This is a genomic window from Variovorax sp. V213, assembly GCF_041154455.1.
GTDB lineage: Bacteria > Pseudomonadota > Gammaproteobacteria > Burkholderiales > Burkholderiaceae_C > Variovorax.
Genome location: NZ_AP028665.1, coordinates 999177 through 1023018 on the forward strand (window position 1 = coordinate 999177; position 23842 = coordinate 1023018).

Genomic DNA, 23842 nt, shown 5'->3' on the forward strand with positions numbered 1-23842 from the left:
TGCCCCTCTGATTCGCGAGAATTGCGGTTCCATGCCTCATCTGATTCCCGAACACGCTCTCGCCGGAAATTCACCCCAGCTCATCGAAAAGGAATGCCCAAAGCGAGGACGCCCCAAGCAGGAATGGCTGCTGTGCTTCGCGTATGTCTTCGCGCTGTTGCTCGCCGGTGGATGCACCACTGCAACGCCTGCTGCGCCGGTGGTCTTCCCGGAAGCATCCTGGGCGACGGCACCTGAGTCTGAACCAGGCAGCGCCTGCCGCCGCGAACTTGACGCCACCCGCAGCTACCTGCGCACGCTGGACACGACCGCTCTCATGGCGGTGCAGGATGGCCGCGTGCTGTTCAGTGAAGGGCCGGTCCAGACCGTCAGCATCGTGTTCTCTGTGCGCAAGAGCGTGCTCTCGATGATGTACGGCAAGTACGTAGCCAGCGGCACCATCGACCTCGACCGCACGCTGGCCGACTTGAGCATCGACGACGTGGGCGGCCTGCTGCCCATCGAGCGGCAGGCCAGGCTGCGCGACCTGCTCGCCGCGCGTTCGGGCGTCTATCACGCCGCCGCCAACGGCGGAGACGACGCGGCGGCCGCGCCGCCACGAGGGTCGCACGTGCCCGGCAGCTATTTCCTCTACAACAACTGGGACTTCAACGCCGCGGGGACCGCGTTCGAACGCCTGACCGGCAGGAGCATCTACCATGCTTTCGCGGAAGATCTGGCCATACCTCTGCAGTTCGAGGATTTCGACTTGGCCCGCCACGCACGCAGCGGCGACGCGCGGCGCTCCGAGCACCTGGCCTACCCCTTCTACCTGTCCACGCGCGACATGGCGCGGCTGGGTTACCTGATGCTGCGCCAGGGCAATTGGCAAGGCCAGCAGCTCGTGCCGGCCGAGTGGGTCGCCCAAATGACGCGGCAGACCACGCCCGCTGCACAGATGCATCCGCCGCACACGGCGCGGCGCGGCTTCGGATACGGCTACTTGTGGTGGCTGCTCGAAGAGCCGCAGGACTCGCCGCTGAGCGGCGCGTACATGGCCTGGGGCGTGCATGGCCAGTACATTCTCGTGGTGCCGAAACGGCAGATGGTGATCGCGCACAAGCGCCAAGTGCCCGTCGCGGGCAACTGGAACGTCAGTTGGGTCGGCCCGGTGGCGTTTCTGCGCGCAGCGCGAACGTTGGCCGCAGCACCCTGCCGGGTGGGAGAGCAATGAGTTCGCTGCGCGTACGACGAAAGGCGGCCATGGGACCCTAAGCTGCCTTCAATCTGCGCTGCCAATTGTGCGGAAGCAGTTCGTCGATGCGGCTGTTCAGATGCGTGGGCAATCTGGTCAGTACGTCATTAAGGTACGCGTGCGGGTCGTGTCCGTTGATCTTTGCAGACTGCACGAGGCTCATGACGATGGCGGCGCGCTGACCGGCCAGCTCACTGCCTGCGAACAACCATGCTTTCCTTCCGAGCGCCCACGGGCGGATCAGATTCTCGCAATGGTTGTTGTCCACGTTTACTTCGCCGTCGAGCAGATTGCGCGTCAGCGCCTTCCAAGCGTTCAAGCTGTAGTTCAGCGCTTTGGCTGTGGCGCTGCCGTCGTGCACGCGGGCACGTTCCAGTCGCAGCCATTTGTGCAGCTCTTCCCATAGCGGCTGCGCGACGGCGGTCCTGCGGGCCAAGCGCTCCTTGTTCGTCAGCGTGGCCAACTCCCGCTCGATGCGGTAGATCCTGGCGATGCGTTGCAGCGCTTCGGTGGCAACGGCGCTCTTCCCGTTGTCGCGCAGCAGTTCGTCGAACTTCCTCCTCGCGTGGGCAAGACATCCCGCGGCAACGCGACCGGGCTCGGCCGCCATCACATGCTCATACGCCTTGTACTCGTCTCGCACCAGCGTGCCGCTCCAACCGCGGCGGCCATTTGGGTCATCATCCGCGCCGAGGAACGCGATGGGGTACTGCGACCCTCGCCCAAGGCAGAAGTCGTAGACCACTCCCGGCACCGCATCGAAGGCACCGCGCGCATAGGCCCACACGTAGGCTCGCTTGGTCTTGCCCGCGCCCGGGTCCAGCATAGCTACCGGCGTCTCGTCGGCATGCAGCACCCTCGTCGAGAGCACGAAGCGCTTTTGCGCCACGAACAGCGGCTCCAGCGCCGCACCACCACGACCGGACCAACTCGCCAGCGTCGAGCGCGGCGTGTGCACGCCCGAGCGCGCGTTGATGGCCTCCTGCCGGTAATACGGCACGTGGTCCACGAAGCGGCTGATCATCGTGTGCACCACCAAGCCCGTGGCGGGCATGCCGCCGTCGATGATCTGCGGCGGGGCTGCTTCCTGCACCAGGCACTGGCAACAGCGGCAGGCCCACTTGCCGTAGATGTGGCGGTGCACGAAGAACTCGGCCGGCACGATGTCCAACCGTTCGCTGACGTCTTCGCCCACGCGCTTCATGGGTTTGCCGCAGCCTGGGCTGGGGCAGTTCGTGTCGTCGGGCTCGTGATGGTGCTCGACGCGGCGCAGATGGTCAGGCAGAGGCTGGCGACGCGGCTTGCGCTTGTTGTTGTCGCCATCGGTCGCAGGCGGGGTCGATGCCTGGCCCCTGGCTTGCTCCAGTTGCGCCTGCAAGTTGGCCTCGTCCTCGGCCAGCGTCTCCTCGAACAGGCGCTTCTGCTCGGCGTTCATCGCCTCGGTCTTCGCGCCGAACTTCCAGGCCTTCAGCCGTGCGAGCTGGAAGGTGATCTTCTCGATCTTGGCGTCCTTAAACTTGATCTCGCCGTCTTGGCGGCGCAGGCGCTGAAGCATCTGGTGCGCCAGCGCGGCGACGGTCTCCGGCGCCAGACCTCGCAGATCTTCGTCGTTGAGGTCGTGCAGCTCTTGCATGCGTGGATCATGCGGGTGGCGGCGCGTCTCCGCCACTGGGAGATGCGCTGTCAACGTACCGCCTCTCGAGCCCTGCTTCTAGAGCCGTGTGATCGTACTCATCTCGGGTAGCCGCTGCCAGGGCAGCCCGACCACGAGCGCATCGAACTGCGCTTGCGTCAGCGCGATCGGCTTGGCTGTGTCGATGTCGCGTGGCCAGGCGAAGCGCCCGGCATTTAGCCGTCGCGCGGCGCACCACACGCCGAAGCCGTCGTGCACAAGCATCTTGATGCGCGTGGCCCGTGCATTGGCAAACATATAGCCGTGGTGAGCGTTCGCGCTTCCCAGCGCATGCACCACGTGAGCGAGCAGGCGCTCGGCACCACAGCGCATGTCCACCGGCTTCGTGCATAGCCATAGCGCGTCGATACGGATCAACGCAGCACCTCACGAAGCCATGCCGCGCAGTCGGCGGCGGCCGAGATGGGCCACGTCACGCTTACGCCGATCGCCCCACGCTTGAACTCGAAACGGATCCCCTCGGGAGCGCCCGCCGGCGCCGGTGCTGGGGGCGGCGGCGATGAAGGCAGCGACAGCGCAACGAACTCCGGCGCTGATTCTTGCAGCGATGTTCCAATGGTCTTGGAAGCGCCCGCGCCGCTGCGGCCGCGCCGCCAGTCGTGAACGAGGTTGTCGTTCAGGCCGAAGGTTCGAGCTACCGCCGCAACCGTGGCACCAGGCTCCGCGCACGCGGCCACAACTTGTGCCTTGAACTCAGCGCTGTGTCTGCGCCGCGACTTCGGGTTCACGTCCATAACCGTCCAGTTAGAAGTTAACTGGACAGCATCGTTTAGCCACCGGCTCTACTCAAGGGTGGGGCGGCTAGCCGCTTACAGAAAACTGGCCTGCGACGCCGTATTGGGTACGCCGAACCGAAATTTGGCCGGCGCTCAGGCCTGCTCGGCCACTGTTGCGTCATAGGCCAGAGAAGCGGCCGCCAGATCCTCCAGCGCCGTGCCCACGGCCTTGTAAATGGTGATCTCGTCTGCGCTGCTTCGATCGAAGTGGCGACCGCGGCACAAATCTTCCAAGGTCGCTACCAGGTGGTGCTTGTCCCACGCGCCGCTGGCGATTCGGGGCCAGGACGTCGCCGGACTTCAGTAGCGCCTCGTGCGCGCCGACGAACACGGCTCCCCGGCGAAAACACTCGTCATCACTCTCGCGCATGGCGGTCGTGAAGCTGCTGATCAAATCTACGTGCGTTCCCGGCTGCAGCCACGCGCCGTGGCTTCACACCTCAGCGTCGGCCCAAGAAACCGACGCGTTGTCCCAGCGAGCAATTCGGCCGTCGCGCACCTGGAGGATTTCGATTGCGCGAGTGTGTTGCAGCCTTGGCTGTTCAGCCGACTTCCAGCGCAAACGAGCCTCGCACACCACAAGATCACCCGAGACTGCGCGAACGATCTTTTTGAGATCGTAGTAGGTGTAGTTCGCATATCGCTCTCGGATAAGCGGCCGGAGCTGCTCCTTTCCCTCTAAGACGACTGCCCCGAGGTCGGCAATGGCATCTTCGGTAAAGCAGTCGAGAATGAGCTCAGGATCCAAGGTGCTGCATGCCGCAACCACTTGATCAAGCCACTTTTGCGCGGTCTCGACATTGAGGGCCTTGTCGCCCTTTTGATAGCTGTCCCAGTCAGTCATGGTGGATTGGCTCTCAGGAGGATGGAGAGATCGAACTGTTCTACAAACCTGCGAAGAATGGAGGACCAGTTCATGGATTTCTTCCGAGCCGGTTGATGCGTGCCAAACGCCTTCTTCCTGAATCTCTCTGCGAACCTGTGCCCTCCCCGACAAGGTAGCCAAGCTCGTTTGCCTCGTTTGCCTCGTTTGCCTCGTTTGCCTCGTTTGCCTCGTTTGCCGTGTCCGCCGTATTTCATCGCTGGCGAGGGCGAGCGCTATAGCACGCCAGATCCGATGTACGACGATCCTGGCTCAATCACAAACGAGAGCACGCGACTGACCACCACCCTGAACCGGTCGTTGTTGAGGTACGTCTACGACTTCGGGGACTATTGGGACTACCGCATCAAGGTCGAGAAGAAGATCGCAGCGATTCCGGGGTTCGTGCTCCCCGTTCTGTGCCGTTGGTGCCTGCGCAACGCCGCCGGAGGATTGCGGAGGCGCGCCGGTTACCCCTGAGCGCCAGCATTCACTCGACCAGTCATCTGCAAAAGGTGGCCCGCCGTCAAGCCCACCGTGGCTGTTCGCCTCATCACTGCCGTGCCACTTGGTCTCCTAGTTCGCGTGCGCGATTCGCCGCTGCTTTCACCGCCTCAGCCAATGCGCTCTTGCAATTGCGTGCATGCAGCACGTCCAGCGCCGCCTCCGTCGTTCCGCCCTTGGAGGTGACCCGGCGGCGTAGCTCTGCGAACGATTCGGGACTGGCAGCCGCCTGCTGCACTGCGCCGCCAACAACCCAAAGCGCCAAATCATGTGCCATCTGGGGCGAGAAGCCGAGCTCCTCACTGGCCGATTGGAGGCTTTCGAGGAAGTGAAACACGTACGCCGGCCCACTGCCGCTGACCGCAGTAACGCCATCCATTTCCGCGTCGGTGTTGACCCAGAAAGTTCGGCCGATCCCTCCCAACAAGCGCTCGAGCAGGTGGCGCTCCGACTCGTCTACATCAGAGGCTGCCTGCAGCGCCGTCACGCCCGCCCGGACGAAGGCAGGGGTATTCGGCATGGCGCGCACGACGCGCCCAGACCGCAGCCACGTTGTCAATTCGGAGAGCCTCACTCCCGCGGCAACGCTCAGGTGTAAGACATCGAGGTCGGCAGGCAGTGCCTTCTCCGCCGCCGAGCGAAGCACCTGTGGCTTTACCGCCCAAACGATCAAGTCCACGCCGTCGAGATTCCCTTCTGGCGTGTGAGCAACTCGCACGCCATGGGCTTCCTGGACTCGCTGCAACTGTTGGACATCGGGGTCGATGACGAGAACATCGTGCGGAGGGACCCCCACCTGCAGCAGACCCGAAAGCATCGCTTGGGCCATGTTTCCGCCACCCACAAACGCAATTTGATAGTGCATAGTCAACCGATCGACATGAGTGAAGCGTTCCCACCGGCAGCCGCAGTGTTGATGCTCAAGCCACGCTCGATCATGAGGCGCTCGGGCGGTACCTCCGAATCCCCGGGCTGCATGCGTTCGACGCAAACGACAGGTCCGTCACGACGAGCAAGCTGATGCTGGATGCGCTCGACCTCATCCGCCGCCCCATGCAACAGCACGGAATCCAAAGCGCCCGCGGGTGCCCGCCGCAGTGGTGTCGCCGAATATGCAGAGGGCTGAAAGAAGGTTTGGGAGACGTGAACAGGGGTGCTGCTCATGGGCATGGCGGGGTATGTCATGTTCGCTATCATCAATGTGCAGCGATCGAACATTTGTTCGAAATTTTCGTATTTCACAGAACTATTCAAAGTGCTGTGGCTTTGAGCGACCCAGACCGTATCGATCGCCGCAAACTGCGTGAACTGCAGGATGACGGGCGGATCACCAATCTGAAGCTGGCAGAAAGCGTCGCGCTCTCACCGACGGCGGTGCTACACGCGTCCAGCGCTTGACGCGCGAGGGCTACGAAGCGCGCATCAATCCGCGCCTCGTCGGCGCCGGGCATGTTGGTATTCATCGAAGTACTTTTGGATCGCACCACGCCGGAACGTCTTCATCAGTTCCCGGCTGCGGTGCAAGTCCAACCCGAAGTCCTGGAATGCCACATGGTCGCGGGTGGGTTCGACTACCTGATCAAGACGCGCGTTGTTGACATGAACACCTATCGCGCATTCGCCGGCACCGTCCTGTGGCAGCTGCTCGGTATGCGTGAGACACGCAAATACGCGGTCATGGAAGAAGAAAAAAACTCCTCCAAACTGCATATCGCTAGCGCCTGACCAGCAACGCGCAGCGCTTCGCTAGCCCGCCGTCATCGCGGCCCAAAGCGAGTTGAACAACTCGCTTTCAGCGTTTGCCACTTGGTCGACAACGCCGAAATGATGCTCGCCTGCAAGGCGCAGATCTTCGATGACGAGCCCCCGCTGTTTGCAAAGTCCGGCAAAGGTGTCGTGCTGCCAGAGGAAGCCCGCGGTTTCCGCGGCTCCGACGCACAGGATGTGCTTAACAGCCGAAGGGTGGATCAGATCGACGGGGCTCGCTGCGCCCGCAGTCGCCCCGTCCATCCGGATCTTCTCGTTGTGGGGTGTGTCGAGAATGGGAATAAGGTCGTAAAGACCGCTGATGGCGCAATTGACCTTGACCAGATCCTCCGGTCCGCCGAGCTGGCTCCAGTCCGTGAACGCTGACATTGCCGACAGGTGGCCTCCCGCCGAATGCCCGCCTACCGCGATTCGCCCGGGATCGCCTCCATACTCACGGATGTTGTGGTGCACCCATAACAGCGCCGCTTGCACACTGGCAACGATCTCCTCGATCTTGGCCTTCGGAGCAAGTGGGTAGTTGATGCAGACGCACGCCGCGCCGCGCTCGACAAACGGCTCGGCAACATAGCTGTAGTCCGACTTGTCCAAGAAGTGCCACCAGCCGCCATGGATGAAGACGAAGACTGGCGCATTGTTGTTCCGCGCAGGAAAAATGTCGCAGGTCTGCAGCTCCCCCTGCCCGTACGGGACGTCGAACCAATGCACCAAGCGTCTTCGCGTTGATTCGCTCATCGCGCGCCAGTTGTCCGAATAGCGTTGATGGTCCGGAACCGCTGCTTGGTTCCGATAGTCAAGCGGCGTCGCCGGCTGACGGTAGCTTCTTGTGGCCATGAGGTGACGAAGTGAAAGGTGGTGAAAGAAACTTGTGCCTCCTTGTCGAGGCGGCGGTTGGGCGCCGGAGCAAGCCGGCCCAGCGACCCTCCGCACGCCGCGAGTGCACATGCCAGTCTTTATGCCCGGAGAGCCGAAACCGCGGCTAGCCCTTGCCCCGTTGGTAGTTCAGCGCGTAATCCGGAGTCCTGATACCGGACCGCAGATCCGGCGCATTGACCGGTGCTCCGGCCACGACGCGCAGCGGTATCGTGCCGGCCCACAAGTCCAGCCCCAGGTCCTCTTCGTAGTCGCGCACGCCGAGGTCTCGGACTTTTGCAGAGACCTCGGCTATTGGGAAGCGCAGCACCATCGTGGCGTCGAGCTCCTTTTGCTTTGGCGCACGCACCCGATGACCCGGCACGACGGACTGAATCACGCGGTCGACGATCTCTGCCTTGTGCGGTCCCTCCACGGGTTGCCCGCTGGAGTAGATGATGGCGGATCGATAGTCCACGCTGCAACCGAATCCGGACCGACCCGCCACAACAGCATCGACGTGGGTGACGGCGATGGCAGCCGGTACACCTTGAGCGAGGACGCACAGCATTCGATTCGTCGGGCTGCCGTGGAGATAGAGGTCTTCATCGATGCGAAGGATCGTCGTCGGAATGATGCACGGCTGGTCCTCGTAGATGAAGCTCACGTGGCAGACGATGGCCTCGTCGATGATCGAATGGACCAGCTGACGATCGTAGCTGGCCCGCTCCGGCCGGCGTCGGACTTGGGTACGCGGCGTTGGCGCGTACTGGGAAGTCTGGCTTGGGGCGACCATGCTCAGGCCACTGCCTTCGCCGGCTTGCCACGCAGCAAGTCGTCGCCCTCGTAGGCGTTCTCTTGTCGAACGTAGGTGCCCGTGCTGAACAGCTTCAGCGTGTCGTACAGTGACTTCGGCACGGTGACGCCTTCCACCACCGTACGTCCGCGGGCTTCATACCGGCGCTGCGACGGCAGCCGCGTTCCCTCCTGCTCGAGGATCTTGCTGAACAGTTGCTCGCCGTGTTCCAACTGCGCCTTGCGGCTGCCGTTCTTGAGGCATCGAACGGGGTCGATGGCAATGATCAGCTCGCCGCCGCACGGCGCGCCGGTGTTCGCGACATCCTTCTCGCCGGCCTCGTAGCTCAGCAGATCGCCGACCAACGGACCGGCGAGTAACTCGACCATCATGGCAATGGAAGCGCCCTTCACACCGCCGAACGGCAGCTGAGCGCCTGCAAGAGCGGCCTTCGGGTCCGTTGTCGGCGTCCCGTCCGGGCCCACCGCCCAGCCTTCGGGCAGCGGCTTGCCATCACGCAGACGAACCTGGATTTCGCCGCGCGCGCTCGCGCTCGAAGCTTGGTCAAAGACCATCGGAGGGTGGTTGAGCCGAGGCCAGGCGAAGGCCATGGGGTTGGTGCCGTAAAGCGGCTTGGTGCCGCCGTGCGGCGCAACGTAGGGCGCTGCGGCGACAAACGCGAACGCGACCAGACCACGGTTCGCCAGGCGCTCGACCTCTGGCCACAAGGCCGCCACGTTGAGGGCGTTGTTGACGGCCAGTGCGGCGATGCCCGTCTCCTGCGCCCGCTTGGCGAGGAGCTCATCGCCGACTTCCAGTGCCAGCGGTGAGAAGCCATAGTGGGCATCGACTCGTATCACGGCTGGCGCAAGGTCGTCGACTGTCGGCTCCGCATCACCGGAAGCTTGCCCAGCGCGCAGTGCATTGACGTAGAAGGGAATGCGGAACAAGCCGTGATGGCGGCACTCGTCGCGCTCGGCCGCAGTCACCGTATTGGCGATGGCGTTGGCGTGGGCTTGGTTGAAGCCCTGGGCGAGCAACAGCGTTGTTGCGAGCTCGTGGACTTCGTCGAGTTTCATACGGATGGAATCGCTCACTTTTTTCTCCTTGGAAGGGGTTGGAAATTGATTACTTCTTGACCAGCGGACAGGCGCTGGCGCCGAGCGGCTGGAAGGCTTGCTCCGCAGGGACGGTGGCAACGACCTTGTAGTAGTCCCAGGCGCGCTTGGATTCGGCCGGCTTCTTGACCTCAACGAGGTACATGTCGTGCATTACTTGCCCGTCCTCGCGGACGCGGCCGTTCTCGATGTTCATGTCCTTGATGGGCAGTTCGCGCATCTTGTTGGCGACCGCAGCCGCGTCGTCGGTTTTTGCGGCCTCGATGGCCTTGAGGTAATGCCGCACGGCGGAATAGACCCCCGCCTGAGTCATCGTCGGCATGGCCTTGCGGCGCGCGAAGAACTTCTCGGACCAAGTGCGGGAGGCCGCGGTTCGATCCCAATAGAACGCCGTCAGGAACTGCAGGCCTTGCGCGGCTTGCAGCCCCATGCTGTGCACATCCGTCAGGAAGACAGAGGGAGCCGCCAGCGCCTGCTTCGGGGTGATGCCGAATTCAGTCGCCTGCTTGACGATCGAGGTCATGTCGCTGCCGGCGCTCGCCGCCACGATCAGCTTGGCCTTGGAGGCCTGCCCTTGAAGCAGGTACGAACTCAGGTCCGAGGAATTGAGGGGAAAACGCAACTCGCCGACGACCTTTCCGCCGTTGTCGGTGACGGCCTTTCGAACATCGTTCGCGAAGGCATGGCCAAACGCGTAGTCCACGGTCAGGAGATAGACGGAGTCCAGGCCGCGTTGGGTCATGAGACGGGCCAGGCCATAGCCGTTGCTGTAGCTGTTGTAGACCCACTGGGTGGACAACGGCGTACACGCCTTTCCAGTGAAGTCGGAGGACGCTGCAGTGATCAGCGTGATCTTCTTGCGCTCGTTCGCGAGTGCCTGCACGGCGAACCCCACACTGGAGTTCGAGAAATCGGCGATCGCGTCGACGCCGTCCTTGTCGAACCAGGCTCGCGCGATGCCTGCGCCGATGTCCGCCTTGTTTTGGTGGTCCGCCCAGACAAGCTCGATCTTCTTGCCGAGCACCTGGCCACCGAACTCTTCGATCGCGAGGCGTGCGGCCTCCACCGAGCCAACGCCGGCCAAGTCTGAATACAGGCCGGACTGGTCGTTCAGGATGCCGATCTTCACGACATCGCCTGACACTTGCGCACTGGCAGGTCCCGAGGCGACAACGCTCGCGATGGCAGTGAGCGCAGCCAAGCCGGCTGCGAAGAACTTGAGCGCTTTCGAGGACATGTTCATTTCTTTCTAAGGAAGTGGGGAGTGGTCATGGAAAAGGTGTCTGCACTCGCGTGCATCCAGGGCAACACTTGTGCATCTCATGCAAACTGAAAATCAAAAAAAGGGAGATCAACGATGTGGATTCGCACCCTCCGGGGTGGCAAGTCCGACAGCGCGTTCTTGATGGCCGGGGTGTTTAGCAGCCTCGGTCAGTGAACTTTTGCGAGTGCGCCATGCCTCGAATTCACCCACCAATCCGCGACGGAACACCATGACCACAGTGACCAGGATCACCCCCTGGATCACCATCACCCACTCACCAAGCGGAGCCAGATATTCCTGCATGGCGAGAATGCAGACCGCTCCCACCAAAGGACCCAGGACGGTACCCATGCCGCCGACCAGCACCATCAGAACCACTTCGGTGGCCATGTGCCAATTCACGTCTGTGAGTGAAGCGAGTTGGAAGACGAGCACTTTGGTTCCGCCAGCCAACCCGGTCAGCGCGGCCGAGAGCACAAACGCCAGCAACTTGTATCGATTGACCTTGTAGCCCAGCGAGACGGCTCTCGGCTCGTTGTCGCGTATGGCTTCGAGCACCTGGCCGAAAGGTGAATGAATCGTCCGGTGATAGATGGCGAACGCCGCCAGGAACATCGCGAGCACCACTACATAGAGAACGTTGTCGTTGGCGGTGTCGAGCAGGCCAAGGACCACTGGCCGAGGAACCTTCTGCAGACCGTCTTCACCGCCAGTGAACGGCGCCTGAAGGCAGAAGAAGTAGACCATCTGCGCCAGGGCCAACGTGATCATCGCGAAGTAGATTCCTTGCCTTCGGATCGCGATGGCGCCGGCGATAAATCCCAGCACCGTGCTCGCCAAGACGGCACAGAGCAGCGCAACCTCGAACGGCCAACCCCATTCCTTGAGGGTATACGCCGTGACATAGGCAGACATGCCAAAAAACATGGAGTGCCCGAGTGACAACAGCCCAACATAGCCGACGAGCAAGTTGACCGCACACGCGAATATCGCGAAGCACATCACCTTCATCAGGAAGATGGGGTAGATCAGCGCGGGCGCAATCACTGCAGCCGCCAACAGGAAGACGATCGGGCGAAGTGTCAAAGAAGCGTCTTGTCTCATAGTGTTCTCACTTGATCTTTCCGAAGAGCCCCGCCGGCTTGACAAGCAGCACGATGACCATGACGAGGAAGATCACGGTGGCGGACGCCTGTGGATAGAAGAGTTTGGTCAGTCCCTCGACGGCACCCAGCGAGAATCCCGTCAGGATGGAGCCCATGATCGACCCCATGCCACCGATGACGACGACCGCGAAGACGAGGATGACCAGGTTGGAGCCCATCAGCGGGCTGACTTGATAAATCGGAGCCGCCATGACCCCAGCCAGTGCCGCGAGTCCCGCGCCAAAGGCATAGGTAAGCGTGAGCAAGACAGGAACGTTGATTCCGAATGCCCGCACAACCTCAGGGTTCTCGGTCGCGGCACGAAGGTAGCTTCCCAATCGGGTCTTCTCGATGAGAAGCCATGTAGCCAGGCAGACCGCTAACGACACGACCACCACCCAGGCGCGGTAGTACGGCAGGAACATAAATCCCAGGTCCATTCCTCCCGGCATCGTGTTCGGGTAAGGCAGTCCCGATGAACCAAAGCTCTTCCTGAACACGCCCTCAACGATCAGCATCAGTCCGAAGGTCAACAGCATCCCGTAGAGGTGGTCCAGGCGATACAGGTGCCGCAGCAGCAGCCGCTCAACGAGCACAGCTGCCAGTCCGACGGCAAGCGGCGCCACCAGCAGCGCAACCCAGTATCCGACGCCGGCCCACGTCAACAACATCCAGGCCACGAACGCTCCGACCATGAACTGAGCGCCGTGCAGGAAGTTGATCACATTGAGCAGGCCGAAGATGATTGCCAGGCCAAGGCTCAGCATGGCGTAGAACGCCCCGTTCATCAGACCCAGCAAGAGCTGACTCATGAACGCATTTGTGGGGATGCCGAAAATTGATTCGATGCTCATGTGGCGCCTCACACGCTCAGGTAGGCGCTCAACTGAGCGCTCTTGTTGTCGACCTCTGCGCTGGAGAACGTGTCGACTACTTCGCCATGCTCCACGACGTAGTGACGATCGGCCACGCTGGTCGCGAACCTCACGTTCTGCTCAACCAGTAGGATGGAGATGCCACGCGCCTTGAGCTTCTGGATCGTCAAGCCGATCTGCTCGATGATCACCGGGGCCAATCCCTCGCTCGGCTCGTCGAGCAGCAGCAGCTGCGCGCCGGTGCGCAGGATGCGGCCGAGGGCAAGCATCTGCTGCTCTCCGCCGGACAGCTTCGTTCCAGGACTCTTCATGCGCTGAGCCAAATTCGGGAACAGCGTCAGGATTTCTTGGACGCTCATGCCTCCAGGACGCACCACGGGTGGAAGCATGAGGTTTTCCTGCACAGTCAAGCCGGAGAAGATGGCCCGCTCCTCGGGGCACCACGCTATGCCGGCGCGGGCGACTGCCTCGGGAAGCCGCCCCGATAGTTCCCGACCCTCGAACACTACGGAACCGCTTTTCCTTGCGACCAAGCCCATGATGGCGCGAAGCGTCGTCGTCTTGCCTGCACCGTTTCGACCAAGGAGGGTGACGACCTCGCCTCGATGAACGGTGAAATTCATCCCATGCAGAATCCGGCTCTCGCCATACTGCGCGTGCAAGTCGCCGACACGAAGATGGGCCTCAGCCATGAGCGCCTCCCATATAGGCGGACACAACCTCGGGATTCTTTGAAACGGCCTCGTAGGTTCCTTCCGCGAGCACCTCCCCGCGACACAGAACGGTAATCGTGTTCGCGAGCCGCGCGACCACGCCCAGGTTGTGCTCGACCATCAAGACGGTCCGCCCCTTCGAGACCCTTTGAATGAGCGCCGCGACGGTCTCGATGTCCTCGCGTCCCATCCCCGCCATCGGCTCGTCGAGCAAAAGCACCTGAGGCTCCAGCGCCAGAGTCGTCGCAATCTCCAGTGCGCGCTTGCGGCCGTAGGACAGCGTTCCTGCCACTTGGTTGACCTGCCCCCTCCCGGCCGTACCAGCGTAGTGGCAGTGAAGTCCGTCAACTTGGAGAATGACGGACATGAGAAAGAGCAGATACACCGAGGAGCAGATCATCGGTTTCATCAAGCAAGCCGAGTCTGGCTTGCCGATCAAAGATCTGTGCCGCAAGGGCGGCTTCAGTGATGCGACCTTCTACAAATGGCGCGCCAAATACGGCGGGATGGACGTGCCCGATGCCAGGCGCCTGCGTGAGCTCGAGGCCGAGAACAACAAACTCAAGAAGCTGCTGGCCGAAGCGCACCTGGACATCCACGCGCTGAACACGGCCTTCGGGGTAAAGCGATAGCCCCGCAAGCCAAGCGCGCGGCCGTCGCCATCATGATCGGGCAATGCGATCTGAGCGAACGACGCGCCTGCAGGCTTGTGGGGCTCTCCCGCGACAGCTACCGCAACCCACCCGAGGTCGATGCCATGACGCAAGAGCTCAGCAACAAGATCGTCGAGATCGCGCATGCACGTCGGCGCTTCGGCTATCGGCGCATCCACGACATGCTGCGCCCGCACTTCCCGGGCGTGAACCACAAGCGCGTCTACCGCCTGTACAGCGCCGCCAACCTGGCGGTGCGCAAGCGCAAGAAGGTCAAACGCCCCGCCAACGAACGCGTGCCGCTGCAACTGGCCACGACGGTCAATGAGGTGTGGAGCATGGACTTCGTCAGCGACAGCCTGAGCACGGGACGGCGCATCAAGTGCTTGACCGTGGCCGATGACTTCAGCCACGAATGCGTGAGCATCTCGGTGGACTGGGGAATCTCGGGGCAATACGTTACGCGACTGCTGGATCAAGCGGCCGTGTTCAGAGGCTACCCGCTGGCTGTGCGCACCGACAACGGCCCGGAGTTCACCAGTCGCGCCTTCATGGGCTGGGCGCAGACCCATGGCATCCGTCACATCCTGATCGAGCCGGGACGGCCCATGCAGAACGGCTACATCGAGAGCTTCAACGGCAAGTTCAGGGACGAGTGCCTGAACGAACAGTGGTTCGAGACGCTGCAGCAGGCCCGATCGGCCATCACGCTCTGGCGCCAGGACTACAACGAGGTCAGGCCGCACAGCAGTTGCCAGCGAATGCCTCCGTCGAAGTTCGCCGAGCTGCATCGCCAGCGCGCTGGCGATGCAGCTCGATCCACCTCAACAACCACCGAGATTAATTAATCTTGCAACCCCGGACTTCCTCGTTATGAATGGCACGGCAGAAGGGGGCAGGTCATGGTCGCGCTGATAAAGCAAACCCACCGAATCGAGCAGCCGGTCCACGTCCGCATCCAGGGCTTTGAGGCTGGAGAGCGGCTTCCAGAAGTGATACGTCGTTCCCAGCCGGCGCTGCAGCGCCACACGAACGTTTTCGCCGAGCGACAGCTTCGGAAAGATGGCGGAGATCTGAAAAGATCTCACCAGACCCTGGCTGGCAACGTCTTCGGGCGCAGCCGAAGTGATGTCCTGCCCGTTGTAGAAGATGCGGCCGGAGGTGGGTCGGACGAATCGAGTGATCAGATTGAAGCACGTCGTCTTGCCCGCGCCATTGGGGCCGATCAGGGCGTGGATGGTCTCGCGCCGCACCCGAAGGTCAACATTGTTCACGGCGGTGAAGCCGCCGAACTCCTTGGTTAAGCCCTCGACGACGAGCGCGTAGCTGCCCCCAACGTCGGTCTCCGTCATGCCGCCTGAAATGCCTGGAACTGTCATCGCTTCAAATTTGCGTTAGGAACACAATGATGTGCATGTTATGCACATTTGTCTATAGGGAAAGTTATTGGTCATTTTTTGCCTATGATGCATGTTTCGTGCCTGCCGAGGAACGTCTCCAAGGCACGGGGAATGGCGGACGAGAACCACCTTGGTGCATGCCGCACCTTTCAGTGATGCACTCAGATAGCAACGAAACTCATGGAAGAAAACAAAGCCGACCTCGACGAGACCATCAGGACAGTGGCCAGGCGTTTGGGTGAGCGGTTGCGTGATGCACGACGCTCCAGAGCCATCACCCTTGAAGTCCTCAGCGCCAAGACCGACCTATCGGCGGGCTTTCTGTCTCGCCTGGAGCGCGGAGAGACAAGCGCTTCGATCTCCAACCTCATCGTGATCTCGGAGAGCCTGGGGATCGCATTGCGTGACTTCTTCGAAGATGCGCAAGAATGTCCCCGACCCGACTATGTGTTGACGCGGGCAAAGGACAGGAGTTGCGAAGCTCCGCTGAGTGCCGGCGGCTACACCTACCGCCTCACCAGCGGCGATCTGGAGGGCGAGCAGGTCAGCGCGTTCGAACTCGTCTACCCTGCCGGCGAGACGATGCATCCAGAGGTACTGACACACCGAGGCGAGGAAGTCCTCTATCTTCTTGAAGGCACCATGGAGTTCCGCATCGGTTCCGACGCGATGGTCTTGGAGCCCGGCGACTGCGTGCACTTTGCTTGTGATCAACCGCATACCGGCGAGAACATCGGGCACGGAGAGGCACGCCTGTTGATGATTGTCTCGCCCGTCGACTCCATCGACATACCGGCCCGAATGTCTGGCCGCGACCCCGGCTCGGCCAGAAGCCTTACCCAGTTCACAGGCGGGAAGTAGCGCCACCGGCGCCTGCCTGTGAGCTCCACGTCCTGGGTTCTTTGCCGCACCGTGCCGCGATGGTAGATTTGCACCACACACAAAATCAGCGCTGCGATGGACAAGAACAAATCAGAACTCGAGGAAAGGACCCGGGCCGTTGCAATCCGGCTCGGTGCGAGGATCAGGGAAGCCCGCCGCGCCAAGCAGATCACCCTCGAGCGTCTGAGCAAAGACACAGACCTCTCCCCGGGTTTCCTGTCGCGCCTGGAACGCGGCGAATCGAGTGCCTCGATCTCCAACCTGATCGTGATTGCGGGCCGCCTCGGCATCCCACTGGGCGATTTTTTCGAGGATCCTGGTGCAAAAGCCGCTCCGCGCTACATCCTGAACAGAGCCAAGGACCGCGGTGGCGAACCGCCACTCACTGCTCGGGGATACTCGTACCACCTCATGAGTGGAGAGCTCATCGATCAGCAGATGAGCGCTTTTGAACTGGTCTACCCGGTGGGCGAGTCGATGAACCCGGAGGTCCTGACGCACGCAGGCGAGGAAGTGCTGTACCTGTTGGACGGGCAGTTTGAATTCCGAATCGGCGACAAAACACTGGTGCTCGAGCCAGGCGACTGTGTCCACTTCTCTTGCGAACAGCCACACAGCGGCAAGAACGTGGGCCATTCACCCGCGCGGCTCCTCATGATAGTGACGCCGGTCAACTCCTTCGGGTGAATGAAGGTGCAAGCGCGCTCCCCTCGTGCTGCCGGTGGTTAGCTGCGTGGCCCCAGGAAAAGCCGGTAGGAAGGAGCGGACGTGAGCTCCTCATGCGGATAGCCCACTCTCTCCAGAACACGGTGGAAATCGTCCTCGTCTGGGCTGGGCGCCTGCAGGCCAACCAACACCCGGCCATAGTCGGCGCCTTGGTTGCGGTAGTGGAACATCGTGATGTTCCAGTTGGGCGGCAATGACGAGAGAAATTGCATCAACGCACCCGGACGCTCCGGAAAGACGAACTGCAGCACACGCTCGCCTGCAGCGAGCGGCGAGCGCCCGCCCACCATGTGCCGCATGTGCTCCTTGGCCAGTTCATCGTGCGTCAGATCTTGGGCGGAGAAGCGAGCGTGCGTCAGGACTTCCGCAACGCGTTGCGTTTCCCCTGCGGAGTGGATCGTCAGCCCGACCAGCACCGAGGCATTCTCGGCGTCGCATACACGGTACTTGAGTTCCGTGATGCTGCGGGCGGGGCCGGACAGGTTGTCGATGGTCTTGCACAGGCGCAACAAGCTTCCAGGTGATTCGGGAAGCGTGACCGCGAGCAGGCCCTCCCGCTCTTCACCGATCTCCGCCCGTTCCGCAACGAACCGGAGCCTGTCGAAGTTCATATTGGCGCCGCTGAGAATGGCTACATACGTCTCTCCGCGCGTCTTTCGCTGCTTGACGTACTGCTTCACGGCGGCCACTGCAAGCGCTCCAGACGGTTCCACGATGCTGCGAGTGTCGGTGAATACATCCTTGATCGCCGCGCACATGGAATCCGTATCCACCGTCACATAGCCGTCCACGAGGCTGCTGGCGATGCGGAACGTCTCCGCGCCCACCTGCTTCACGGCCGTTCCATCCGAGAACAAGCCCACGTCGCCCAGTGTGATGCGTTCGCGAGCTAGAGCCGACCGCGCCATGGCATCCGAGTCGATGGTCTGCACTCCGATCACCTGAACCTCCGGGCGGACCGCCTTGACGTACGCAGCGACGCCAGCGATCAACCCGCCGCCGCCGACAGGCACGAACACGGCTTGCAGCGGCCCTTGATGCTGCCTCAGGATCTCCATGCCTACCGTGCCTTGCCCGGCGATCACATCGGGGTCGTCGAACGGATGCACAAACGTCAACCCGTCTGCCTCCTGTAGTTCCAGGGCATGAGCGTAGGCCTCGGAGTAGCTCTCCCCGTGCAGCACCACGGTGCCCCCCAGTCCCTTGACCGCCTCGATCTTGACTCGTGGCGCGGTAACAGGCATGACGATGACTGCAGTCGCGCCCAAGCGCCGCGCCGCAAGTGCGACACCCTGAGCATGGTTACCCGCAGAAGCACAGATCACCCCGCGACGCAGCTCCTCGGGCGACAACTGTGCGATCTTGTTGTAAGCGCCGCGGAGCTTGAAGCTGAACACGGCCTGCTGGTCTTCGCGCTTCAAGAGAACCTGATTGCCGAGCCGACCCGACAACTCTCTGGCGGGCTGCAACGGGGTCTCCACGGCCACGTCGTACACACGGGCCCTGAGTATCCTCTTCAGGTATTCGTCGAGATCAAGCATAAGGTGACGGCGTTCTCACGGACGAAGTTGCGGCGGCGAAGCATGTCGCAGGAGGCGGGAACTCCGTCGGAGGACCTGCCACGGCTAGTCCGCGTAGAGGCGCCCGAGCGAGCTCTGGAACTTCTTGATGCCGGCAAGCTTCTGCATGTGCCATGCCAACGCATGATTGCTTGAAGTGGCGGGCTTGCCCGTGAGGCGCTCGATGATCGGAATGGCACTGAAGCTCGGTAACGTGGTGCATGAAATGAAGACACCATCGACGTCCGGCGTCAATCCACCGCCCGCATGGACGGCGGCTTCGACCACGCTGTTCGTGGAGATGGCGCCCACCTTCAGGTCATCGGGCTCTTCGAACGAGACCACGGAGTCCACGTCCAGCCCGCGGGCGCGCAGTCCGTCGACGATCTTCCGGTTCACCGTGCTCTCGTAGGGGGTGACGAGCTTGATCTTCTTCATGCCCAGCGACCTGCATGCCGCAATGCAAGCAGTAACCGGTTCGGTCACCTGCACGCCTGGATGTGCTTGGCGGATGATGCTTGCCACCCGCTCCTCTCCCAGGAGCATCGTGGCAGACGTGCAGCCGTATCCCACCACGTGCGGCTTGAACTCGGCAGGGATCAAGGCCGCCGTCGGCTGCAGCAGGTCCGACATGGCTTCCAAGGTCGCGGCGGAGATCTCGAAGTCGTTGAAGATGCGACTGTGGTACAGCGAGACGGGCTGCGAGGTTGGAAGGCTCGATCGCACCTCGCCCTCGATGGTGCGGTCCGTGCGTAGCACGATCAGCGCCAGGCGGCGTGCCTCCGTGTCATCTTGAGCAAGTTCGTAGCCAATTCGAGTCTGAAGCATGAGCGGTTCCCTTCGTGATCCGAGAAGCGTAAGCATCGAAGGTCTCCTGCTGCATGCCACTTCGCGCCGGTTCCTCAGACCAGTTAAGTAGCAGTCGACGCGCCTTGGCCCCAGACCACTTCGAGTCGGTCGATGGCCGCCTTCATCTGAGCCTCGTTGCTCGAAGCGAAGCCAAACTGGAACCCACACTGCGGTTCCACATGGACGAAGTACTGAGACAGGGGCGGACAGACGATATTCGCATTGCGAGCACGGCGTGAGAGGGCCACGTCGTCCATCGGGCGCTTCGCGACCGCCGCGAGGTTCAGTCCAGCCGGATCCGAGATGACCGACAGCATCAGTCCCATCTTCTGGGAGATCAGCTCGCACAGCAGCGAGTGGCGTGCTGCGTAGATCTCTCGCAACCGGCGGATGTGCGAGTAAAAAGCGCCCCGTTCGATGAACTGGAGCATGGCAGCCTGGATCACGCCCGGAGGACAGCCGTCCGACCAGGTTCTGATACTCAGGAAAACATCAACGAGTTCTTCCGGGACGACGAGGTAACCCAGCCTCAAGGACGGGAACATGATCTTGTTGAACGTTCCAGCGTAGATCACCCGGCTGTACTCGTCAGACCCCTGCAGGGAAGGCAAAGGCTTGCCGTCATACCGAAATTCGCTGCTGTAGTCGTCTTCGAAGATGAAGCAGGATGTCCGGTGCGCCCACTCCAGCAGTGCCCGGCGGCGCGCCAGGCTCATGGTTCTACCCATCGGATACTGGTGCGACGGGGTGGTGTAGAGCAGCTTGGCGCCGCCGTTGTCGTCCGGCACCATGACACCTTCTTCATCTAACGGGACCCCCCTCAGATTCAATCCTGCCGACAGCATGGCATTCCTGGCGCCAAGGAAGCCCGGATCCTCAATCAACACCCGGTCACCCGGCTGCATCAGCACGCGCAAGGTGAGATCGAACGCGTGCTGAGCACCAGAGACAATGATGATCTGGTCCGCCGTGCAACGTACCCCACGTGCACTCGCCAGGTAGCCGGCAAGTGCCTCCCGAAGCGGCCTGTAGCCGGCCGGGTCGCGAGTTTCCAGCATGGCCGCCGTCGCGTGCTTCCAGGACTTTGCACAGAAGTCGCTCCAGGAGTGATAGGGGAACTGATCAATTGCCGGCATCCCTGGTGCGAAAGGCGTAGCCACCGACAGGCTCTGCAAATCCATCAAACTGGTGCTGCGCGAGACATGCTTTGGCAAGGTGTCCAGCAAGGCAACCTGCTGCTGAATGGCCACGGCGCCCGGCACCTGGCTGCGTTTGAGCGAGCTTGGCGCGGGCGCGGCACTCCCGGTCAACAAGTCGGCTGATCGCTCGCGCACTCTCGAGCCAGAGCCGACGCGGGTCTCGACGAATCCCTCCGCGCTGAGCCTGGCGATGACACTGAGCGCAGTGGCCCTGCCGATGTCGAGCGTTCGGGCGAGCTCGCGCGTGGACGGCAGGAGGTCACCTGATCTCAGGCCGCCGGTGACGATCAGGTGTTCAATCCCGGTGGCAACCTGGTCCACCACGGTCACCGGGCTTTGCCGGTTGATCACCAGGAACTCAAGCAGGCGTGCCCTGGATACCCGCGCTCGCCGTCGCCGGGGCTTGGGCTGTGCACCGAAGTGGTTCGATTCATCCATTGGAAGTGGCCCGTCCATCGCGCTGTTCACCGTCAAGAATGCGCCAAGAAGCCTCGGCATGGAGCCGAGTATGGCCCGCTGAAGATGCATTCGGGCGGGCCACTTATATGACAGACGACGTTAAGTGGCTCGATGCGGACGGATTCCGTACGAGCCCAGCCGAAGCAAGGAGAAATGATGAGTGAAACCGCCTCCGTGAGGCCTGCCTTGACCGACCTGACGGCTTCCGAACTCGCAGATGGCCTGCGGCGCCGGTCGTTCTCTTGCCGCGAGCTGATGCAGGCCACGGTCGATCGCATTGGTGCGCTCAACCCCACCTTCAACACTATCGTCAACATGGCTCCGGTCGAGAAGCTATTGGCTGAAGCCGATGCTGCTGACGCCGACCTGGCCAGCGGCAAGGTGCGGGGCTGGCTGCATGGCATCCCCATGGCCGTTAAGGATTTCGCAGACGTCGTTGGCTTCCCCACCACGAAAGGTTGCGAGCTGCTGGCCGGCAATATGCCCACGAGCGACTCCATCCTGACTGCACGCATGAAGGCCGCAGGCTGCATCGTGATCGGCAAGACGACGACGCCTGAGTTCGGGCTGGGCTCGCATACGTTCAGCACTCTGTGGGGTGTGACCCGCAATGCATGGGATCCGGCAGTGAGCGCCGGCGGCAGCAGCGGAGGGGCGGCCGTTTCCCTGGCGCAGCGCATGCTCCCGGTCGCGGACGGGTCAGACGGAATGGGTTCACTGCGGAACCCGGCAGGCTGGAACCACGTCTTCGGCATGCGCCCATCGCAAGGAAGAGTACCCCAGGCTGGAATGTCGGACGTGTGGATCGACCTGCTCTCGAACGAGGGTCCCATGGGCCGTAGCATCCGCGACGTGGGGCGGCTCTTGGCCACACAAAGCGGTTTCGATCCGCGCTCGCCGCTTTCCATGCAGATGCCTTTGGGCTGGAAGGAACACGAGGCCGTCGATCCGGGGATTCTCAGCGGCATGCGCATAGGCTGGCTGGGCGACCTTGGCGGCCACCTCGCGATGGAAACCGGGGTGCTGGACGCCTGTCGCGAAGCGCTTCGTCACCTCGAAGCGGCGGGCGCCGTGGTCGAGGAGGTGCCATTGGGGTTCGATCCCAAGCAGCTGTGGGAATGCTGGCTGACTTGGCGCCGCGCAGGCGCGGGGCCACGTGTCGGGGCGCTCATGCAACTGCCAGGTGCCAAGGAGAAGATCAAGCCGGAGGCTCAGTGGGAGTACGAGTGCTCGCGCGGCATGAGCTTTACCGATTTCCGTCAGGCAAGCCAGGTTCGCACGAATTACTACCAGCACATGCGCACCATGCTGAATCAGTGGGACCTGCTCGTGCTGCCTTCCGCGCAGTGTTGGCCGTTCAACGCGCAGGAGCGCTGGCCCAAACAGATCGCGGGACGCGAGATGGACACCTACCACCGCTGGATGGAGGTCGCAATCTATGCCACCCTTGGCGGCTTGCCTGCCTTGGTGGTACCCGCCGGCTTCCATCCGAACGGCCGTTGGCCCATGGGCATCCAGCTGATCGGCCCGTACGGCGGCGACGCCAAGGTACTGCGTGCAGGAGCGGCATACGAGCAGATCCGCGCCGATTTTATTGCGCGGCGACCTGCCGAAGTGAAATTCCCGAATGAAGCTTAAGCGGTCGCGCAGCTTGGTGGCGCAAGAAAAAGTGGCCTGCAGCGAAGCCGTAAAGTGGCCTGATGCTGGAATTCAGGTCCGTCAAGAATGGCGTGGTACGGGAGCATCTTTCGCCGCCGTTCAGGGCATCTAAGGCCCGCAATACGAAGGAAAACACATGAGTGACAAGTACAAAGCGACAGACCGCACGACGCTAACCCGTCGCCCTCACCGGGGGATCTACGACAAGGATGCTATTCGGGCAATTCTTGACGAAGGGTTCATGTGCAATGTGGCCTACGTCCACGAAGGGGCGCCCCGCGTGTTGCCGACTGGCTATGGCCGGATGGGCGACTACATCTACATTCACGGCTCCAACCAGAGCACGATGCTCAGCGCGGCGCTGAGTGGGGAGGTGTGCGTCCTCGTCACTCATGTGGATGGCCTGGTTTTGGCACGTTCGCTCTACAACCACTCTGTTAACTACCGTTCCGTGGTGGTGTTGGGGCGTCCAGAAGAAGTGACCGATCCGCAGGAGAAACTCGCCTCCTTCGAGGCCTACGCGCGCCACGTCCTGAAAGGCCGTTTTGCCGATGTGAGGCCTCCGAACTCCAAGGAGTTGAACAGCACGACGGTGATGCGCATTCCCATTGTCGAGGCAGTTGCAAAGATGCGGGCGGGTCCGCCAACGGATTTCGAGTTCGATCTGGACCGCGATTGCTGGGCCGGCGAACTGCTGATCAAGCAGGTCTTCGCGGGTGCCACCCGCGACCCCCAAGGTCGGCAGGACGTCCCGGTGCCGCGGTACATCGAGGAGTACGAGAAGCTGCCCAGCGTTGAACGGCAAGAGGTCGACAACACTCCGGACGCATGACGTTCCGATAGCACACTCCGCCCGG

At 62.1% G+C, this 23842-nt stretch carries 24 protein-coding genes and 3 pseudogenes; 8 read left to right on the forward strand and 19 right to left on the reverse strand.

Annotated features, from left to right (window positions below):
• Nucleotides 1–31 precede the first annotated feature (31 nt).
• Nucleotides 32–1213, forward strand: coding sequence for a serine hydrolase domain-containing protein (locus ACAM55_RS29940; protein WP_369656875.1), 1182 nt, complete (start codon nucleotides 32–34; stop codon nucleotides 1211–1213).
• A gap of 37 nt (nucleotides 1214–1250) precedes the next feature.
• Here the strand turns inward: ACAM55_RS29940 and ACAM55_RS29945 are convergent, their stop codons facing one another.
• The 5 genes from ACAM55_RS29945 to ACAM55_RS29965 all read right to left on the reverse strand — a co-directional run bounded on the left by ACAM55_RS29945 (nucleotide 1251) and on the right by ACAM55_RS29965 (nucleotide 4547).
• Nucleotides 1251–2867, reverse strand: a complete 1617-nt coding sequence (locus ACAM55_RS29945; RefSeq protein ID WP_369656876.1) for an IS66 family transposase — start codon at nucleotides 2865–2867, stop codon at nucleotides 1251–1253.
• 78 nt (nucleotides 2868–2945) lie between these two features.
• Entirely contained in the window at nucleotides 2946–3284 is a 339-nt protein-coding gene (gene tnpB / locus ACAM55_RS29950; protein WP_369656877.1) for an IS66 family insertion sequence element accessory protein TnpB, read from the reverse strand.
• Nucleotides 3281–3661 (reverse strand): transposase, encoded by a 381-nt coding sequence (locus ACAM55_RS29955; protein ID WP_369656878.1) that lies wholly within the window; start codon nucleotides 3659–3661, stop codon nucleotides 3281–3283. The genes tnpB and ACAM55_RS29955 overlap by 4 nt, the downstream gene beginning before the upstream one ends.
• A gap of 135 nt (nucleotides 3662–3796) precedes the next feature.
• Entirely contained in the window at nucleotides 3797–3937 is a 141-nt protein-coding gene (locus ACAM55_RS29960) for a hypothetical protein (protein ID WP_369656879.1), read from the reverse strand.
• Between the two features lie 199 nt (nucleotides 3938–4136).
• Nucleotides 4137–4547 carry a nuclear transport factor 2 family protein gene (locus tag ACAM55_RS29965; RefSeq protein WP_307572564.1) on the reverse strand — a complete coding sequence of 137 codons (411 nt, stop codon included), beginning with the start codon at nucleotides 4545–4547 and terminating at the stop codon, nucleotides 4137–4139.
• 273 nt (nucleotides 4548–4820) lie between these two features.
• On the opposite strand from ACAM55_RS29965, the gene ACAM55_RS29970 reads away from it, so the two are divergent.
• A complete protein-coding gene (locus ACAM55_RS29970; RefSeq protein ID WP_369656880.1) occupies nucleotides 4821–5045 on the forward strand; it encodes a hypothetical protein in 225 nt (74 codons plus the stop codon).
• A 73-nt stretch (nucleotides 5046–5118) separates the two neighbouring features.
• On the opposite strand, the gene proC is transcribed toward ACAM55_RS29970, so the two are convergent.
• Together proC and ACAM55_RS29980 are read right to left on the reverse strand one after the other, a co-directional pair.
• A complete protein-coding gene (gene proC / locus ACAM55_RS29975; RefSeq protein ID WP_369656881.1) occupies nucleotides 5119–5934 on the reverse strand; it encodes a pyrroline-5-carboxylate reductase in 816 nt (271 codons plus the stop codon).
• Nucleotides 5935–5936: 2 nt separating this feature from the next.
• Nucleotides 5937–6311 (reverse strand): hypothetical protein, encoded by a 375-nt coding sequence (locus tag ACAM55_RS29980; RefSeq protein ID WP_369656882.1) that lies wholly within the window; start codon nucleotides 6309–6311, stop codon nucleotides 5937–5939.
• Between the two features lie 24 nt (nucleotides 6312–6335).
• Here ACAM55_RS29980 and ACAM55_RS29985 point away from each other — a divergent pair.
• A pseudogene (locus ACAM55_RS29985) lies at nucleotides 6336–6794 on the forward strand (Lrp/AsnC ligand binding domain-containing protein).
• A gap of 21 nt (nucleotides 6795–6815) precedes the next feature.
• Here the strand turns inward: ACAM55_RS29985 and ACAM55_RS29990 are convergent.
• The 8 genes and pseudogenes from ACAM55_RS29990 to ACAM55_RS30025 all read right to left on the reverse strand — a co-directional run.
• Nucleotides 6816–7670, reverse strand: a complete 855-nt coding sequence (locus ACAM55_RS29990; RefSeq protein WP_369656883.1) for an alpha/beta hydrolase — start codon at nucleotides 7668–7670, stop codon at nucleotides 6816–6818.
• Nucleotides 7671–7815: 145 nt separating this feature from the next.
• Nucleotides 7816–8484 (reverse strand): pyridoxamine 5'-phosphate oxidase family protein, encoded by a 669-nt coding sequence (locus tag ACAM55_RS29995; RefSeq protein WP_369656884.1) that lies wholly within the window; start codon nucleotides 8482–8484, stop codon nucleotides 7816–7818.
• Between the two features lie 2 nt (nucleotides 8485–8486).
• The gene (locus ACAM55_RS30000) at nucleotides 8487–9581 is read right to left on the reverse strand and encodes an Ldh family oxidoreductase (protein ID WP_369656885.1); all 1095 of its coding nucleotides are present in this window, start codon (nucleotides 9579–9581) and stop codon (nucleotides 8487–8489) included.
• 31 nt (nucleotides 9582–9612) lie between these two features.
• Complete coding sequence (locus ACAM55_RS30005) at nucleotides 9613–10839, reverse strand: ABC transporter substrate-binding protein (protein ID WP_369656886.1); 1227 nt, start codon at nucleotides 10837–10839, stop codon at nucleotides 9613–9615.
• A gap of 114 nt (nucleotides 10840–10953) precedes the next feature.
• Nucleotides 10954–11970, reverse strand: coding sequence for a branched-chain amino acid ABC transporter permease (locus ACAM55_RS30010; RefSeq protein WP_369656887.1), 1017 nt, complete (start codon nucleotides 11968–11970; stop codon nucleotides 10954–10956).
• A 7-nt stretch (nucleotides 11971–11977) separates the two neighbouring features.
• A complete protein-coding gene (locus ACAM55_RS30015; protein ID WP_369656888.1) occupies nucleotides 11978–12865 on the reverse strand; it encodes a branched-chain amino acid ABC transporter permease in 888 nt (295 codons plus the stop codon).
• An 8-nt stretch (nucleotides 12866–12873) separates the two neighbouring features.
• Nucleotides 12874–13578 carry an ABC transporter ATP-binding protein gene (locus ACAM55_RS30020; protein WP_369656889.1) on the reverse strand — a complete coding sequence of 235 codons (705 nt, stop codon included), beginning with the start codon at nucleotides 13576–13578 and terminating at the stop codon, nucleotides 12874–12876.
• Nucleotides 13571–13879 (reverse strand): annotated as a pseudogene (locus tag ACAM55_RS30025) (ABC transporter ATP-binding protein); the annotation flags it as partial. The pseudogene ACAM55_RS30025 and the gene ACAM55_RS30020, both read right to left, overlap by 8 nt.
• An 85-nt stretch (nucleotides 13880–13964) precedes the next feature.
• On the opposite strand from ACAM55_RS30025, the gene ACAM55_RS30030 reads away from it, so the two are divergent.
• Nucleotides 13965–15100 (forward strand): IS3 family transposase gene (locus ACAM55_RS30030; protein WP_369652222.1). Its coding sequence is split into 2 segments (ribosomal slippage): nucleotides 13965–14226 and nucleotides 14226–15100, totalling 1137 coding nucleotides; the frame shifts between segments, so codons are not numbered across the junction.
• 72 nt (nucleotides 15101–15172) lie between these two features.
• On the opposite strand, the pseudogene ACAM55_RS30035 reads toward ACAM55_RS30030, so the two are convergent.
• A pseudogene (locus ACAM55_RS30035) lies at nucleotides 15173–15604 on the reverse strand (ATP-binding cassette domain-containing protein); the annotation flags it as partial.
• 228 nt (nucleotides 15605–15832) lie between these two features.
• On the opposite strand from ACAM55_RS30035, the gene ACAM55_RS30040 reads away from it, so the two are divergent.
• Nucleotides 15833–16513, forward strand: a complete 681-nt coding sequence (locus ACAM55_RS30040) for a helix-turn-helix domain-containing protein (RefSeq protein ID WP_369656890.1) — start codon at nucleotides 15833–15835, stop codon at nucleotides 16511–16513.
• Nucleotides 16514–16609: 96 nt separating this feature from the next.
• Entirely contained in the window at nucleotides 16610–17221 is a 612-nt protein-coding gene (locus ACAM55_RS30045; protein ID WP_369656891.1) for a helix-turn-helix domain-containing protein, read from the forward strand.
• Between the two features lie 38 nt (nucleotides 17222–17259).
• On the opposite strand, the gene ilvA is transcribed toward ACAM55_RS30045, so the two are convergent.
• The 3 genes from ilvA to ACAM55_RS30060 all read right to left on the reverse strand — a co-directional run bounded on the left by ilvA (nucleotide 17260) and on the right by ACAM55_RS30060 (nucleotide 21305).
• Nucleotides 17260–18801: a threonine ammonia-lyase, biosynthetic gene (gene ilvA / locus ACAM55_RS30050; RefSeq protein ID WP_369656892.1), complete on the reverse strand. Its 1542-nt coding sequence runs from the start codon at nucleotides 18799–18801 to the stop codon at nucleotides 17260–17262.
• Between the two features lie 84 nt (nucleotides 18802–18885).
• The gene (locus ACAM55_RS30055) at nucleotides 18886–19647 is read right to left on the reverse strand and encodes an Asp/Glu racemase (protein ID WP_369656893.1); all 762 of its coding nucleotides are present in this window, start codon (nucleotides 19645–19647) and stop codon (nucleotides 18886–18888) included.
• Nucleotides 19648–19730: 83 nt separating this feature from the next.
• On the reverse strand, nucleotides 19731–21305 hold the full coding sequence (locus tag ACAM55_RS30060) for a PLP-dependent aminotransferase family protein (RefSeq protein WP_369656894.1): 1575 nt from the start codon (nucleotides 21303–21305) through the stop codon (nucleotides 19731–19733).
• A 177-nt stretch (nucleotides 21306–21482) separates the two neighbouring features.
• Between ACAM55_RS30060 and ACAM55_RS30065 the strand changes: the two genes are divergently transcribed.
• Together ACAM55_RS30065 and ACAM55_RS30070 are read left to right on the forward strand one after the other, a co-directional pair.
• Complete coding sequence (locus ACAM55_RS30065; protein ID WP_369656895.1) at nucleotides 21483–22964, forward strand: amidase; 1482 nt, start codon at nucleotides 21483–21485, stop codon at nucleotides 22962–22964.
• A gap of 157 nt (nucleotides 22965–23121) precedes the next feature.
• Entirely contained in the window at nucleotides 23122–23817 is a 696-nt protein-coding gene (locus tag ACAM55_RS30070; RefSeq protein WP_369656896.1) for a pyridoxamine 5'-phosphate oxidase family protein, read from the forward strand.
• Nucleotides 23818–23842 lie beyond the last annotated feature (25 nt).